Genomic DNA, 14,514 nt, shown 5'->3' with positions numbered 1-14,514 from the left:
ATTATATAATGAAGGGGCAATCTTAAGCATGAACGAGCTTGGAAAAGGCTTACTGGATGAGAATAACTTCACACTTTCATCACAATTATTTGTTATTGTACAAGCTAGAATAGATAGAAGAGGTGAGAATTTGAAACGGCTAGTAATGACAGTGATCATTCTTATTGTTTTGAGCGGGTGCACAGGCGATAGATATAGTACAATTCCCTCCAATGAAGATATAATTGTGACGACAAATATAAAAGATGGCAGCGTAAGCTTTATTCAGGAAAAAAATAATGAGTTGATTGCCACATGGCAGCTTAAAAAAGCGATTATGGGATCGTTGTTGCTTGATAATGATACTCTTATTGTATATGGAAAGCAATTGAGCAAAGTATACCTTTACTCATTAAACAAAGGAAAGCAAATAGGATCCTGGAATACGGGGGAAGGCGTTGCGAATGCGATCCTTTCTTCTGATAAAAAGAACGTTATTTTAGCTAATCAGGATACGAATGAAGTTCATATATACTCCTTGAAAGGAGAAAAAGAAAAGACTATTTCGGTTGATAAAGGACCTCTTACTATGTTAGAAGACAAAGGGATCCTATATGTTGTAAATTTTAATGATACAACTGTATCGGTTATTGATTTGCAAAAACGAAAAGTAATTCATGCTATACCGGTTCCAGCCTCTTCGACAGGAGCTATAGTTAATCTGCAGACGAACGAGCTGCTTCTTGGTGGACACGGCAACGGAGATACCATCAATTCTAAGGTCTTTGTATATTCATTAGCAACAGGAAAAGAAGTACACACGATTGAAGCTTCGTCCATGCCTATTAATTTTACAGCTGATAGCGATCATGTTTATGTACTGAGTCACGGTTCAAACATGCTGAGGAAACTAGATAGTTCTACGTATCAGGAGGAAGGAGCTGTAGAAGTGGGGTCTAATCCGTTCAGTGTGTTTGCATATAAAAAGCAAATTTATGTAGGGAGCTATGACAGCAATGAAGTGTATGTAGTGGATACGGACAGTATGAAAGTCATAAAAAAAATTGTTGTCGGAAAAGGGCCATTTCATATTATTGAGCGAAAGGGAGAATAGCAGTGAAACATAAAGTGCTTATTGTAGATGATGAAAATGATATGCGTCAGCTTGTGGGAATGTATTTAGAAAATGCAGGCTGTGAATGGAAGGAAGCAAGCAACGGCATTGAAGCGCTTCACATGCTGCAGGAGGAAACATTTGATCTGCTTATTCTAGATATTATGATGCCAGAGCTTGATGGGATTTCTTTATGTAAAGAAGTACGTAAAACATCTGATGTGCCTATTATTTTCTTAACGGCAAAAGGGGAAGAATGGAATAGAGTTACAGGTCTTCGTATCGGAGCAGATGATTACATTGTAAAACCTTTTAGTCCGGGAGAACTGATCGCTCGCATGGAAGCTGTGTTACGACGTTATACAAAGCAGGAACAAGAGAGCATAGAAACGTTTGGACCGATTTCTATTAATGAAAAGGGACGACGTGTAGAGATAGATAGAGAAGTGATACCTTTGACTGTAAAAGAGTTTGATTTGTTTCAATTTCTCTCTCAACATAAAGGGCAAGTATTCAGCCGTGAACAGCTCCTGGAAAAAGTGTGGGGGTATGATTATGCAGGCAGCACGCGAACAGTAGATACTCATGTTAAAACGATACGTTTAAAATTTGGCAGGTATGGGGAGTATATTCAAACTGTTTGGGGTGTCGGCTATAAGTTTGAGGTGTAATATGCGTTTTACAATGGTACAAAAATTATGGATGACTATCATTGTCGTCGTTATCATTACATTGGCTTTGTTTCATTTTGTTTCCTTATATTCTTATGAAAAATTATACGTGCAAAATGTAGAGGAAACATTGAAAAAAGAAGGGAAACGTCTAGTGAGTGAGTATAAAGGCGGACCGATTTCAGATGAATTTAAGAAAAAAGTAGCATGGTACAACGATATTTCCCAGGCAGAAATTTTATTTGTAAATAATCCCCGTGATTTAAGTGCATGTCTCCCATTCGATGTTCATCATGAGTCCCTTATTAGTGAAAAGGACCGACAAATGTTATTAGATGGTAATACAGTAACGAAGGTGGGATATGAAGATCGGTTTAAGCGTAATATTATGGGAGTTGTGATTCCTGTATTAGATGGAAAAAAGCTTAATGGAATTATTTATTCATATATTCCATTGAAAAACATTCGGGATATTATTTATGATGCTGCTCTATTATTGGCACCTGTTGCCTTGTTTGTCATCGCAGTAACTGTTTTTATAGGAAAGAAAATTGTGGTGACCATAACGAAACCAATATTACAGATGGAACGTGTATCATATAAAATGTCAAAAGGAAACTTTAATGAGCGGATCGCAGTTACATCAAATGATGAAGTTGGCAGATTGGGAATGGCGTTCAATGATATGGCGCAAGCATTGCAAAAAGAGGATATCCAAAGAAAAGAATTTTTAGCCAATGTATCACATGAACTACGGACACCTCTTAGCTATATTAAAGGGTATAGTGAAGCGATTTTGGATGGTGTTGTAAAGCTAGAACAACAAACAAAATTTATTATGTTAATCAATAAAGAAGCAGGTCGGATGCAGCGTTTGGTTCATGATTTACTTGATTTAGCTCAGTTAGAAGGAGCGTTGTTTCCTATAAAAAAACATCCTACTGTATTTGCTCAACTGATCGAGGATGTATTAGAGGCATACGAACCTGTTTCGGCAGAAAAGAGCATTATGTTACAACATGAACTGGATCCCGATATTATTGCAAATATAGACGAAGATCGCATTCAGCAAGTTCTTCATAATTTACTTGATAATGCTATCCGTTATACGCCTGAGGGCGGTGTTATTTCCATTATGCTCAAACAAGTTGGAGGAAAATGTATACTAAGAATTTCTGATACCGGAGTAGGAATTCCAAAGGAACATTTGGATAAATTAGGGGAACGTTTTTATCGAGTAGATAAGGCACGCAGTCGTCAAAGTGGAGGTACAGGATTAGGCCTAGCTATTGTTAAACAGATTGTTGAAGTACATGAAGGGACAATTGAATTTATGAGCGAAGTCGGGGAGGGTACTGTGATTAGTATAGAGTTTCCTGTAGTGGAAGAATGAAATTTTGCAAGAACATCTATTTAGTTTTCATGTAAAGCTTACCTAGTATATTGAACATTAGCAGTCCTCTTGTTGATAACTGCATTTCCATATGTAAAAATAGATAATAGAATTTATATAGGAAATGGTGAAGAAAATGAGTGTACTTGAGCATAAAAGAGAGGCTCCTCATGTAGTGAAGTGTAAAGTGATTACAATTTCAGACACACGAACGAAAGAGACAGATAAAAGCGGAAGGCTGATGATACAATTGATAGAAGAGTCTGGTCATCAAGTTACTGCATATGAAATTGTAAAAGACAATCGAGAGGAAATTGAAGCTGCAGTTATAGCAGGTTGTGAGAATGGAGATGTTGATATTGTGCTGACAAACGGCGGCACAGGTATTACAAAAAGAGATGTAACTATTGAAGCGGTACGTGGTTTGATTGAAAAAGAAATAATCGGCTTTGGGGAGATTTTTCGTATGCTCAGTTATACAGATGATATTGGGTCTGCTGCTATGTTAAGCAGGGCAATTGCCGGTACGCGAAACGGACGAGCGATTTTTTCAACACCTGGTTCGACTGGAGCAGTCCGTCTTGCAATGACACGTTTAATAGTTCCAGAGCTTGGCCATATAGTGAGAGAATTACGAAAATAAACGAGCCAAGAAAGAAGAGGATGCAGCAATTGCTGCATCTTTTTTGTTTGTATAATAAAAAATTTATAAGCATGCTATGAAAATCTGTACAAATATAACGGGATTTACTAAAAGCTAAAGGAGTTTCAAGGGTTTCATACTTTTGTAAATACGAATAGAACGTGTTAGTGTTTCTTAAAATCCTTAAACAGTCTAATCATTTTGGAGATTGTAAATCTAATATTAGTGAGGTGTGAGTTGATGATTTTAGTATATGCATATATTTTTATAGTAGGTACTGCGCTCGGCTCGTTTTATAACGTAGTCGCATTACGAGTGTCTGTTAGGAAATCTATTGTAACACCCAGGTCATCGTGTCTATCGTGTGGACATGTGTTAACAGTCTTAGAGCTTATTCCAGTACTTTCATATTTAATGCTGCGAGGCAGATGCAAACAGTGCGGCACAAAGATATCCAGTATTTATCCTGTATTCGAGTTATTAACTGGATTATTATTGGTTTTATCGGTAATTGTGGTTGGTTGGTCATTAGAAATCATTATTGCTTGGACATTAGTATCTTTGTTCATGATTATTGTTGTATCAGACTTGTTGTACATGCTCATTCCTAACAGCATTTTATTATTCTTCTCGGGACTATTCTTTTTTGAAAAGTTATTTTTACCGTTTAATTCATGGTGGGATAGTGTGATAGGGTTAACTGCTGGATTTGGTATTTTATCTTTAATTGCTATTGTAAGTAGAGGTGGGATGGGAGGAGGGGATATTAAGCTGTTTGCACTGCTTGGATTTGTGCTAGGATGGAAGATTGTGATGATGTCGTTAATCCTTTCTTTATTTTTTGGATCCCTTTTTGGTGTGATAGGGTTGTTGACAGGTCATGTTAAGAAGAGGGAACCGATGCCATTTGGTCCTTATATCATGCTCGGCACGTTGTGTGCATATTTTTTTGGATATGAGATAATGAAATTTTATAGTTCATTCTTACTTTTGTCCTAACTATTGGTGTGTTATATTAACCTGAAATTTATATTTTACTATAACTTAGCTGTAAACAATAAAGGCACTTATTTAAATAAGTGCCTTTATTGTTTACATATTCAATACCGTATTTTCTTTTTGTTCTGCTTTAGATAAAATAACTGATTTTTCTACTGGTGTACGTGTGATATATTGATACACCATACCAACGAATATAGAGCCGCCAACGATATTTCCAAGAGTAGCAGGGATTAAATTATGAAGAGCACCTGTAAATGAAACAGTTTCAGGATGGGGTGATAAAAGAGCAATTGAGAACAGAGACAAGTTAGCGACACAGTGCTCGTATCCAGATAAAAAGAAGGAAAATACAAGCAAAAACATTATGCCCATCTTCGCAACGTCTCCTTTTACTTGCGACGGCAAGAAGCAGGCTAAACACACTAACCAATTACAAAGGACCGCTTTAAAAAATATATGAGAAGAGGAGGCTGTCATCTTGGTTTCCACAACTTTATTAAGTAAATGAGTGTGTGGAATATGTTCGAATAGTCCCGTAGCATGAAATAGGAATGCAAAGAATACAGCTCCTATGAAATTCCCGGCATATACAGCTCCCCAGTTACGTAGTGTATCTGTTAGAGTGGTTTCTTTACGCATAGTAGAAACGGTAAAGTACATCGTGTTTCCAGTGAATAGTTCTGCTCCCCCGTACATAATCATTATTAATGCTGTACCAAAAAATAAGGAGGAAACTAAGTAAGTAGCAGGAGAATTGGCAGCGTTAAAAAATTCTCCTAGTTTAAAGCATACTACTATAATGAATCCAATAAAAATACCTGCTAGAGCCGCGCGCATGATATATTGTATTGGATCGGTATCTAGGATATGCTTTTTCTTTTTGGCTAATTCGACAACATACTCCATCCCTTGTCCTAACATTTTAGATACACCTCTTTAGTCGTTAGTGAATAGGTGAAATAATTACATACTCACTTTACTCTTATTACTGGACGATGACAATATCATTGTTCATTATTTCACAAAGTTGACACGAAAGGAAAAGATGGAGGGGGATGAACAGAAAATGATAAACACAGGCTTATATTTATTGCATCACTCTGTAGTGATTATATGAAATGATTATATGAACACTTATTTTAGACTAAACGATATTAACGGTAAATAGAATCGCGCTGTAATGACGGCACGCTATGTTATAGGTGTTTCTATTTTCTCATATTCCTCCATATCCACTTCTTCAGGTTCGGCTGGTTTTTCTTTAGATAAGAACCAGCCAAATGCAGCGATACTAAGCAAGACAATCCAGAAGGTTAACTTCCATGGCAAAGATGATGGAAAGTCATGGGGAAATATGTGCAATGCTGGGTGTGCTACGGTGTATACAGCAAGTTTAATACCAACCCATCCAACGATGAGAAAAGCAGCAGTTTCTAAGCCGGGTTTTCGTTGTAATAACTTTACGAATACTGTAGCCGCAAACCGCATGATAATTAACCCGATAATACCTCCGGTTAATATAACGAGGAATTGCCCTGTATCCAATCCGCCAATTGTCCCGATGTTGATGGGAGGCAATGTCACAGCAAGTGCTACGGCAGCTAGAATAGAGTCAACAGCAAAAGCAATATCTGCTAGCTCTACTTTCAGAACTGTAATCCAGAAATTTTGATTCTTTCTTTTGTGAACCTTTTGCTTATGATTGTTTTTTAAGAAAAACTTTTTCACCAAATGGTGTATAGCAATGAATAGCAAGTATAAAGCTCCAATAGCTTGCACTTGCCATACATCGACAAGCAATGCGATTAAAAATAATGAGCCGAAGCGAAATATAAATGCACCGGCAAGTCCGTAAAATAATGCTTTTTTTCGTGCTTGTTCCGGCAAGTGTTTTACCATTATAGCTAGAACTAAAGCATTATCGGCTGCTAAAATGCCTTCTAAAGCGATGAGAATAAGCAGAACCCAGCCATATTCTAAAATTAAAGAAAGTTCCATTTCAATTTTCCTCCTATAATATCAATAAAAACAAAGAAGAATGAAACTCCCTCTTTGTGTAATATCCCCAAATTAAGCTCTAAAAACGGCGGAAGAATCTTCAAATGGACATTAAAAAGACCTTTGCCGCTGATAGGCAAAGGTCTTGCTAGACATATGTAAACAGTATGTCAACAAAGCCGATGGAGAGAATCCATGAAATGACGACTTTGTTTCAGGGCAGGTATCCCTGACGCTACTCCCCTTTGAATATGATATTTGGTTATTAACAAGATATGAACAATTATTCTTTTGGTGAATCATATGCACTCAAACATCATCCTGTTAAAATATCTTCTGACGGATACTTGATTTTCACTACATTTTTTCGGGCTAGTGTAAAGGCGAGAGTCAAAGGTCCCAGCTTACCGAAAAACATCATAAAGATAATAATACATTTTCCAGTAAAGGTAAGTGCAGTTGTCAATCCTATCGTTAACCCTACCGTACCAAATGCAGAAAAAACCTCAAATACTATTTGCATAAGTGGTGCTTTTTCTGTAATGCTTAAAGTCAAAATTGCCACAAATGAAAACATGATAGAGATCAAGGTAATCGCGATGGCCTTGACTATTGCCTTATCTTCGATCGCTTTTCGAAAAATGACAATGGTGTCTTGTTCTTTTAAAAACTTAATGACACCGAGTACAATAACTAAAAAGGTCGTGAGTTTAATACCGCCCCCTGTAGAAGCACTTCCAGCACCGATAAACATAAATAAAATAATTACCAGTAATGTTGGCTCTGTAAGGTTTGCTATATCAACTGTATCAAAGCCTGCAGTACGTGTAGTAACCGATTGAAAGTAAGCCGCAAGTATTTTTTCTCCTTCATTTAATTTCCCCAAGGTATTAATGTTATTACGTTCTAATCCATAAATAGCTAGCATCCCAACTAGGTTAAAAATAAACGTAAAAATAATCATAAGCTTAGAGTGGAGGCTTAAGCGAGAAAAGCGGCGTTTTGTCCAAATATCCACAACAACAGTAAAACCAATCCCGCCTAAAATAATGACAGAAGTTATAACAAGATTGACAAGGGGACTGGCAGCATGCCTTATTAAACTATCAGGCCAAATGGAAAATCCTGCATTATTAAAGGCTGAAATAGAATGGAAAAAGCTCGCATACAGTCCTTTTTTCCAGCCATACTCTGGCACCCATTCAAGTGATAGAAAGACCATAGCCAACAGCTCCACACCAATAGAGTAAATTAACAGGGCCTTTGCTAAACGGATAATACCGCCTACATTTGTTTGATTTAACGCTTGCTGAAGTAAAATTCGATTTTTCCAGCTGATCTTTTTACCGAGAACAATAAAAATTAATACTGCGAAGCTCATAATACCTAATCCGCCGACTTGAATTAACGTTAATATAACGAGCTGTCCAAACAGAGTAAAGGTTGTACCAGTGTCTACTACACCGAGTCCGGTTACTGTAAAAGCTGATACAGTTGTAAAGCAAGCGTTAATCCAAGAAATAGGTGTCGTTGTAGCAATAGGAAGCTTCAGCAAAATCGTCCCGATGACTGTCAATGATAGAAATAACAGTACCAGCAGCTGAGGCGGGCTCATTCGAATACTAAAAAATCTCATAACTCTTTGCACCTTTCTCATAGGAAGTTTTATGAAGAATTTATCTTTTTAGTATAAAGGGTTATGTTTTTATACGTAAAGATTTTTAAGAAATAAAAATGTGTTTGGACCTATTATGCTTATTCTGTTGATAGTATGTGACGATGATAGGAATCACATCCTTAAAATTAGGATAACTAATCCCGGTTTCTTGTAAGTCTTGCAAAGCTTGAGTGCATTTATAAGGAGCTTTGCATATGAAAGAGGTTAATGCTTCCTTTTCCACCCGTAAAATACTCCGAACTATAAAAAGGAACGCATCACCACACGTTCCTTTAAGGGATTATTAAATATAATACAATGGAGCCAATCGAACAAAGCATAACAATCAGAACATTTAAGCGTAAATAGGCACACAAAAAGGCAATAGCCGTTCCGATAATTCCTACCCATATGTCTGTATGCACAGTAAATACTCCTGGAAAAATAAGTGCTCCAAGAATTGCAAATGGGATATTGTTCAGTACGCCTTTTACCTTTGGTGACAACTTTTCATTGTTTATTGAAATAAAAGGCAAAAGTTTAGGAACAAAGGTAACAAAAGCCATTCCTAAGATTATTAGCAGTATCGAAATAGTCATGATGTTTTTTCTCCTGTATACACGAATTCAATGAAAACGGCAGCGAAAAGTGTGGAAAAGAAGATAGAGATACCTGTTGACAGTACTTGTGAAAGCAAGCTGTTGGCTAGAGCGGCACAAGATGACAAATAAATGGTTTTGCGTTCTACAAGGCAAGGTACTAATAAAGCAATAAACATGGCATATAGTGCGAATCCCATACTTTCTTGTGCAACATGTGGCAATACATTGACGATAAAGAAACCTAATCCAGAGCAAATAACCCAACTGCTGTAGGCAATCGAATTTAGCCCAATCACATAAGAGTAGGTGAGAGTTTCTGGACGGGTAGATGCAACAGCAAAAGTTTCGTCTGTAAGGCCGAACGCAGCAAGAGCCTTTGGGAGAAAGGTGCTCTGTTCAAGCTTCTCCTTTAGAGAGGTAGTCATCAATAGTAGTCTAATATTTACAATAAAGACTGTTGAAATGATTTCGAGTGCACTAGCTCCGCTTGCAAGCAGCGTTAATGTCATAAATTGCGAGGCTCCTGCGAATACAAAAGCACTCATGGCAACTGTTTCGTAAAAGGTTAATCCTGTTGTTTTGGATAATAATCCAAATGCTAATGCGATAGGGATGTACCCTAGAGCGATTCCAATTCCGTCTTTTAATCCTGTTTGAAACTCAGGCTTTTGTTCTACAACAGCAGATACAGTATTCAAAATTATTCCTCCTTGTCTTACGGAATTGAAGAATTATGTAGTCCAAGTAAAATACGATAGCAAGAAACAAAAATCCTTCTTTATTCCAGAGAAACAGGAAAAAACCGAGCAAACGCTCGGTAATCATCCATATATATTCGAATTATTTTCCATTAAGCTGAGATTGCGCCATTGCCACTAAACGTTTTGTCACTTCGCCCCCTACAGAACCATTTGCGCGAGCAACTGTATCAGATCCGAGGCTTACACCAAATTCACTTGCAATTTCATATTTAAATTGATCCAGCGCTTGTTCTACGCCAGGCACGAGTAATTTATTTGTTCTAGCCATTATAATTCATCTCCTTTGGTGGTTCCAGCTTGATGCTGGTATTTTTATTGTTTCTTTTTCCACCATGTGCATACTCGGAAGTAAAAGGGGAGGCTAGCAGTTATTGGATGAAAAAGGAGTAGCATATCGCTACTCCTTTTTCATAATGGCTGCAGTTCCTTCTACTACAAGCTTATCAAACTGATTGTATACATTGGTTTGCAATGTAATTATTTTTTTATCATCACGTTTTTGGATTACTTCAACGAGGACTTTTAATGTATCACCAATTTTAACAGGTGCTTTAAAAGCGACGTTTTGTGATAAGTAAATGGTATTTTTTCCTGGAAGTTTTGTACCTAATACAGTAGAAATAAAACCGGCTACAAGCATACCATGAGCGATTCGTTCTCCAAACATTGAGTTTTCAGCGAAATCATCCAATAAGTGTATTGGGTTTACATCACCGGTCAGTTGGGCAAACGTGCGAATATCCTCGTCTGTAACGGTTTTTGTGATGAATGCTTGATCGCCAATATGAATTTGATTATACGTAAGCTCAGGGACAAGTTCCGCTTTCTTAAAAATATTCATTCCATCCTCCTTTTTTCTACCGCCGAACAAAAAAGACAAGGATGTGAATGCAGGTAGAAAGAGACGATAGTCACTGGTGATAATGGTTATTATTTTATCGGAGTAAAAAGGTTTTTTGTGTGTTCCTCAAATTTCTTTGTTAAATCAGTCTGTACTGCTTGCACTTCTTGTAAAAAAGATTCCATTTGCTTTTGGACATCTTCACGGTGTAATTGACTTTGCACTGAAAATTGCTTCATTGTTTCTTCTAATTGTGCGCTTGTTTGGGAAAGTACAGAGAAAGAAGACTTTACAGGTGCAGTTGTCACTTGTTGTAACTGAGATGTAAGCTCATTCCATTTGTGTTGCCACTCATCAATTTGAGCTCCTAACTGGTTGCCTGCAATTTGTTTCACATAGTCAGCATACTGAGAAGTCATTTGAGAAAAGTGCTGTGTCATTTCCTGTTCAATCATATCCATGCTTTCTGCCATTTTATTCCATGCTTCTTGTTGCTGTTTCATTGTGTTTAGCGTGATTTGCTCCATTTGCTTGCCGGTAGAAGAAAGCACGGAGAATGAATTTGCCCATTGCTTCCAAAGTGTGTTCGTTAATTCGAATTGTTTATTTTCCATTACGGAACCTCCTAATTGAAATAAAATGACTTTGGTTTTAGTTGCTATTGTGAATGCAGTTAGTCTGCAGAATCACCTTTTGTTTCATTTTTCTCTTTTGTCTGCATAAATGGGAAAAATGCGCTGGTATAAAGGTTAAAAAAGGTTCCCAGCATGTTTTGATACTGTGCAAAAGAATACGCGCATGTCTTCAAATAGCTCTCTCCGTACTCTGTTAGGGAATAAATACGTTTTGCAGGGCCGCCTTCGCTTGTATCCCATTTAGAAGAAATTAAGTTTTCTTTTTCAAGCTTGCGGAGTGTACGGTATACATTACCTTGATCGATAGAGGAAAATCCCATATCCATCAACATTTGAATGAGCTTATAACCGTGAAGGCTCCAATCTTTCAAACAAAGAAGAAGAAAAGGAACTAAGAAGTTTTTTGGCATGACATTCAGTTGTTTTTCTAGTTCGTTTTGTCTAGAGTGATTTTCTATCATGATAGTTCATCCTCTCATGATTCATTGCAAATTTGGTAACTTTTTCTTATATGTGTAATTTACACCTATCTGTTTTAGATGTCAATTGAATTGTTAGAAAATATAAAATATTTTTTCCCTCTTGCTTGATTTTAATAAATGTTAGAAAATAATGAATAGATTGAAATGTTTTTCAAAAAAAGAAATCAAAGGGGTGTAGGCGAAATGATCGATCAAAAAGCGTTTGATCCGTTGAAAGCGTGGAAGGATGCATACGACCAAACAGAAAAATTTTGGGGCAAAACATTGAATGAAACGTTGCAGACTGAAGAGTATTCTGCTTGGATGGGCAGCATTTTAGACATGAATTTATTTCAGCAAAAAATGCTTAACGATGTAACGAAGAATTATTTAGAAAAAGTGAATATGCCGACGCAAGACGATATCGCTCGAGTGGCTTCTCTTGTTGTTAATCTTGAAAACAAGGTTGACGGCATTGAAGAGTTCCTGGAAGAGAAAGTAGATATTCTCGAACAGTCTCCTACAGTGAAACGCGACATAACTAAAATGAAAAGCGATATTCGTGCTCTTGAAAGCAAAGTGGATAAAATTTTAGAGCACCTTGAAAAACAGCATACATTGTTAACCGCATTACATAGTCAAAAGGGAGAGTCAAAGCGGTAAGCTTTTTGATTCTATAGACGTTCAGCATACAACATTGAGGGGGATAAAGTAATGGTTCATTTAGAAGGCAGAGTAGCGATTGTAACAGGTGGAGCGAAAGGAATTGGAGAAGCAATTACAACAGCTTTAGCAAAAGAGGGCGTAAAAGTTGTTATTAACTATAACAGCAGCAAAGATGCAGCGGAAACTTTGGTTAATAAATTAACAGCAGAAGGCTGTGAAGTTCATATGTGCCAAGCCGATGTTTCCAAAGTTGAAGATGCGCAACGTCTAGTGGAAGAAACTGTGCAACGCTTTGGTAAGCTTGATATCCTTGTAAATAATGCTGGGATTACGAGAGATCGTACATTTAAAAAGCTAAACCGTGAAGATTGGGATCGCGTTATCGATGTAAACTTAAGCAGTGTGTATAACACAACAACAGCTTCCTTACAGCCTCTTTTAGAATCTGATAATGGAAGAATCATCAATATCTCTTCCATTATTGGTCAGGCTGGCGGTTTTGGACAAACAAATTATTCTGCAGCAAAAGCTGGTATGATTGGTTTTACAAAGTCATTGGCACTTGAGCTTGCAAGAACAAATGTAACCGTTAACGCGATTTGCCCTGGATTTATTGCTACAGAAATGGTAGCAGAAGTACCAGAGCAGGTTCGTGAACAAATCGTTGCAAAAATTCCAAAGAAGCGCTTTGGTCAGCCAGATGAAATCGCGCGTGGTGTTCTATACCTATGCCGTGACGGAGAATATATTACAGGACAGCAATTGAACATTAACGGCGGATTATACATGTAATACTCAAGAAGTGCATCTCTGTTATGCTTTGATTTGAATGAGAGGATGCACTTCTTTTTTCAAGGATAAAGGTTTTTTATGTGAGGATTTCAATATATGTATTTTCAGTAAAGGGGATGAGAAATATGGCAACTGTAATGACAGAATGGGAAAAGCAGTTAGATTATTATCCGGAAGAATATAAGAACGCTTACAAACGCTTTAAGCGTGCGAGTGAAATTTTGCTACGCGAGCCTGAGCCTCAAGTTGGGCTAACACCTAAGGAAGTTGTTTGGACAAAAAATAAAACAAAACTGTACCGTTACGTTTCTACACAGGAAAAAACCCATCCGGTACCTATTCTTTTAATTTATGCATTAATTAATAAGCCCTATATTATGGACTTAACACCTGGAAACAGTTTGGTTGAGTACTTAGTAAATAAAGGCTTTGACGTATATATGCTTGACTGGGGAACATTCGGACCAGAAGATCGTGACTTAACGTTTGATGATTTTGTTATGGATTATATTTCTAAAGCAGTTAAAAAGGTGTTGCGTACGTCTAAAGCAGATGAAATTTCCTTATTGGGGTATTGTATGGGCGGAACGTTAACCTCTATTTATGCGGCACTGCATCCTCATATGCCGATTCGTAACCTAGTGTTTATGACAAGTCCATTTGATTTTTCAGACACAGGATTATATGGTGTAGTATTGGATGAGAAGTATTTTAATTTGGATAAAGCGGTAGATACTCTTGGCAATATTCCTCCAGAAATGATTGATTTTGGGAACAAAATGCTCAAGCCAATTACCAATTTTGTAGGACCTTATGTAACCTTGCTGGATCGCTCTGATAACCAGCGTTTTGTAGAAAGCTGGAAACTGGTACAAAAATGGGTAACAGACGGTATTCCATTTCCTGGAGCGTCCTATCGACAATGGATCCGCGAGTTTTATCAAAATAATAAGCTTGTAAAAGGAGAGCTTGTTATTCGCGGACAGCAAGTGAAGCTAGAAAATATTAAAGCGAATGTTTTAAATATTTCTGCATCACGTGATCATATAGCTATGCCTTGTCAAGTAGAAGCGTTACTTGATCATATCTCTAGCAAAGATAAAGAATATGTTTGTCTTTCTACAGGACATATGTCAGTTGTATATGGCCCGACTGCAGTCAAACAAACATATCCAACTATTGGAGAATGGCTCGAGAAGCGTTCAAAGTAAGTCAGTGATAACGAATGATAACAGCCTGTTTACGAACCTAGAGAAGGTTCATAAACAGGCTGTTTTTATTGGAAGCATCGAATTAAAA

17 protein-coding genes and 1 riboswitch are annotated in these 14,514 nt (G+C 37.2%); of the genes, 8 read left to right on the top strand and 9 right to left on the bottom strand.

All coding sequences use genetic code 11. The features are described 5' to 3' along the window. Positions 1 to 28 precede the first annotated feature (28 nt). The 5 genes from J7Q84_RS02010 to J7Q84_RS01990 all read left to right on the top strand — a co-directional run bounded on the left by J7Q84_RS02010 (position 29) and on the right by J7Q84_RS01990 (position 4,799). On the top strand, positions 29 to 1,093 hold the full coding sequence (locus J7Q84_RS02010) for a YncE family protein (RefSeq protein ID WP_209092716.1): 1,065 nt from the start codon (positions 29 to 31) through the stop codon (positions 1,091 to 1,093). A gap of 2 nt (positions 1,094 to 1,095) precedes the next feature. Further along, positions 1,096 to 1,764: a response regulator transcription factor gene (locus tag J7Q84_RS02005; RefSeq protein WP_481747521.1), complete on the top strand. Its 669-nt coding sequence runs from the start codon at positions 1,096 to 1,098 to the stop codon at positions 1,762 to 1,764. A gap of 1 nt (position 1,765) precedes the next feature. Continuing rightward, positions 1,766 to 3,157, top strand: coding sequence for a sensor histidine kinase (locus J7Q84_RS02000; protein WP_209092715.1), 1,392 nt, complete (start codon positions 1,766 to 1,768; stop codon positions 3,155 to 3,157). A 136-nt stretch (positions 3,158 to 3,293) separates the two neighbouring features. Further along, positions 3,294 to 3,800: a MogA/MoaB family molybdenum cofactor biosynthesis protein gene (locus J7Q84_RS01995; protein WP_209092714.1), complete on the top strand. Its 507-nt coding sequence runs from the start codon at positions 3,294 to 3,296 to the stop codon at positions 3,798 to 3,800. A 240-nt stretch (positions 3,801 to 4,040) separates the two neighbouring features. Beyond that, positions 4,041 to 4,799, top strand: a complete 759-nt coding sequence (locus J7Q84_RS01990; protein ID WP_209092713.1) for a prepilin peptidase — start codon at positions 4,041 to 4,043, stop codon at positions 4,797 to 4,799. 93 nt (positions 4,800 to 4,892) lie between these two features. Here the strand turns inward: J7Q84_RS01990 and J7Q84_RS01985 are convergent, their stop codons facing one another. The 9 genes from J7Q84_RS01985 to phaQ form a co-directional block, all read right to left on the bottom strand. After that, positions 4,893 to 5,723, bottom strand: coding sequence for a formate/nitrite transporter family protein (locus J7Q84_RS01985; RefSeq protein ID WP_209092712.1), 831 nt, complete (start codon positions 5,721 to 5,723; stop codon positions 4,893 to 4,895). Positions 5,724 to 5,993: 270 nt separating this feature from the next. Beyond that, the gene (locus J7Q84_RS01980; RefSeq protein WP_209092711.1) at positions 5,994 to 6,800 is read right to left on the bottom strand and encodes a TerC family protein; all 807 of its coding nucleotides are present in this window, start codon (positions 6,798 to 6,800) and stop codon (positions 5,994 to 5,996) included. A 106-nt stretch (positions 6,801 to 6,906) separates the two neighbouring features. Next, positions 6,907 to 7,056: riboswitch (yybP-ykoY riboswitch) on the bottom strand. A 60-nt stretch (positions 7,057 to 7,116) separates the two neighbouring features. Continuing rightward, positions 7,117 to 8,436 carry a TrkH family potassium uptake protein gene (locus tag J7Q84_RS01975; RefSeq protein ID WP_209092710.1) on the bottom strand — a complete coding sequence of 440 codons (1,320 nt, stop codon included), beginning with the start codon at positions 8,434 to 8,436 and terminating at the stop codon, positions 7,117 to 7,119. A 314-nt stretch (positions 8,437 to 8,750) separates the two neighbouring features. After that, entirely contained in the window at positions 8,751 to 9,056 is a 306-nt protein-coding gene (locus tag J7Q84_RS01970; protein WP_209092709.1) for an AzlD domain-containing protein, read from the bottom strand. Then, entirely contained in the window at positions 9,053 to 9,757 is a 705-nt protein-coding gene (locus J7Q84_RS01965; RefSeq protein ID WP_209092708.1) for an AzlC family ABC transporter permease, read from the bottom strand. Before J7Q84_RS01965 ends, J7Q84_RS01970 begins: the two co-directional genes overlap by 4 nt. A gap of 142 nt (positions 9,758 to 9,899) precedes the next feature. Next, positions 9,900 to 10,088, bottom strand: a complete 189-nt coding sequence (locus J7Q84_RS01960) for an alpha/beta-type small acid-soluble spore protein (protein WP_209092707.1) — start codon at positions 10,086 to 10,088, stop codon at positions 9,900 to 9,902. A gap of 129 nt (positions 10,089 to 10,217) precedes the next feature. After that, complete coding sequence (locus J7Q84_RS01955) at positions 10,218 to 10,661, bottom strand: MaoC family dehydratase (RefSeq protein ID WP_209092706.1); 444 nt, start codon at positions 10,659 to 10,661, stop codon at positions 10,218 to 10,220. Positions 10,662 to 10,750: 89 nt separating this feature from the next. Further along, positions 10,751 to 11,275, bottom strand: coding sequence for a polyhydroxyalkanoic acid inclusion protein PhaP (gene phaP / locus J7Q84_RS01950; RefSeq protein WP_209092705.1), 525 nt, complete (start codon positions 11,273 to 11,275; stop codon positions 10,751 to 10,753). Between the two features lie 59 nt (positions 11,276 to 11,334). Further along, positions 11,335 to 11,757, bottom strand: a complete 423-nt coding sequence (phaQ, locus tag J7Q84_RS01945) for a poly-beta-hydroxybutyrate-responsive repressor (protein ID WP_209092704.1) — start codon at positions 11,755 to 11,757, stop codon at positions 11,335 to 11,337. Positions 11,758 to 11,961: 204 nt separating this feature from the next. Between phaQ and phaR the strand changes: the two genes are divergently transcribed. The 3 genes from phaR to phaC all read left to right on the top strand — a co-directional run bounded on the left by phaR (position 11,962) and on the right by phaC (position 14,426). After that, the gene (gene phaR / locus J7Q84_RS01940; RefSeq protein ID WP_209092703.1) at positions 11,962 to 12,420 is read left to right on the top strand and encodes a polyhydroxyalkanoic acid synthase subunit PhaR; all 459 of its coding nucleotides are present in this window, start codon (positions 11,962 to 11,964) and stop codon (positions 12,418 to 12,420) included. Positions 12,421 to 12,471: 51 nt separating this feature from the next. Beyond that, on the top strand, positions 12,472 to 13,215 hold the full coding sequence (gene phbB, locus J7Q84_RS01935) for an acetoacetyl-CoA reductase (RefSeq protein ID WP_209092702.1): 744 nt from the start codon (positions 12,472 to 12,474) through the stop codon (positions 13,213 to 13,215). Positions 13,216 to 13,340: 125 nt separating this feature from the next. Continuing rightward, on the top strand, positions 13,341 to 14,426 hold the full coding sequence (phaC, locus tag J7Q84_RS01930; protein ID WP_209092701.1) for a class III poly(R)-hydroxyalkanoic acid synthase subunit PhaC: 1,086 nt from the start codon (positions 13,341 to 13,343) through the stop codon (positions 14,424 to 14,426). Positions 14,427 to 14,514: the final 88 nt, after the last annotated feature.

The sequence above is a fragment of the Bacillus sp. 165 genome (genome assembly GCF_017742235.1).
In the GTDB taxonomy this organism is placed as follows: Bacteria; Bacillota; Bacilli; order Bacillales; family Bacillaceae_G; genus JAGHKQ01.
Note: the sequence above shows the minus strand (reverse complement) of the source record. Positions and strands in the feature narration are given on the sequence as shown.

Coding starts and splice junctions, on each gene's coding strand:
- J7Q84_RS02000 (WP_209092715.1), top strand. CDS start 1,766: ATGCGTTTTACAATGGTACAAAAATTATGGATGACTATCATTGTCGTC.
- J7Q84_RS01995 (WP_209092714.1), top strand. CDS start 3,294: ATGAGTGTACTTGAGCATAAAAGAGAGGCTCCTCATGTAGTGAAGTGT.
- J7Q84_RS01955 (WP_209092706.1), bottom strand. CDS start 10,661: ATGAATATTTTTAAGAAAGCGGAACTTGTCCCTGAGCTTACGTATAAT.
- J7Q84_RS01960 (WP_209092707.1), bottom strand. CDS start 10,088: ATGGCTAGAACAAATAAATTACTCGTGCCTGGCGTAGAACAAGCGCTG.
- phaR (WP_209092703.1), top strand. CDS start 11,962: ATGATCGATCAAAAAGCGTTTGATCCGTTGAAAGCGTGGAAGGATGCA.
- J7Q84_RS01970 (WP_209092709.1), bottom strand. CDS start 9,056: ATGACTATTTCGATACTGCTAATAATCTTAGGAATGGCTTTTGTTACC.
- J7Q84_RS01975 (WP_209092710.1), bottom strand. CDS start 8,436: ATGAGATTTTTTAGTATTCGAATGAGCCCGCCTCAGCTGCTGGTACTG.
- phaP (WP_209092705.1), bottom strand. CDS start 11,275: ATGGAAAATAAACAATTCGAATTAACGAACACACTTTGGAAGCAATGG.
- J7Q84_RS01980 (WP_209092711.1), bottom strand. CDS start 6,800: ATGGAACTTTCTTTAATTTTAGAATATGGCTGGGTTCTGCTTATTCTC.
- phaC (WP_209092701.1), top strand. CDS start 13,341: ATGGCAACTGTAATGACAGAATGGGAAAAGCAGTTAGATTATTATCCG.
- phbB (WP_209092702.1), top strand. CDS start 12,472: ATGGTTCATTTAGAAGGCAGAGTAGCGATTGTAACAGGTGGAGCGAAA.
- phaQ (WP_209092704.1), bottom strand. CDS start 11,757: ATGATAGAAAATCACTCTAGACAAAACGAACTAGAAAAACAACTGAAT.
- J7Q84_RS01985 (WP_209092712.1), bottom strand. CDS start 5,723: ATGTTAGGACAAGGGATGGAGTATGTTGTCGAATTAGCCAAAAAGAAA.
- J7Q84_RS02010 (WP_209092716.1), top strand. CDS start 29: ATGAACGAGCTTGGAAAAGGCTTACTGGATGAGAATAACTTCACACTT.
- J7Q84_RS01990 (WP_209092713.1), top strand. CDS start 4,041: ATGATTTTAGTATATGCATATATTTTTATAGTAGGTACTGCGCTCGGC.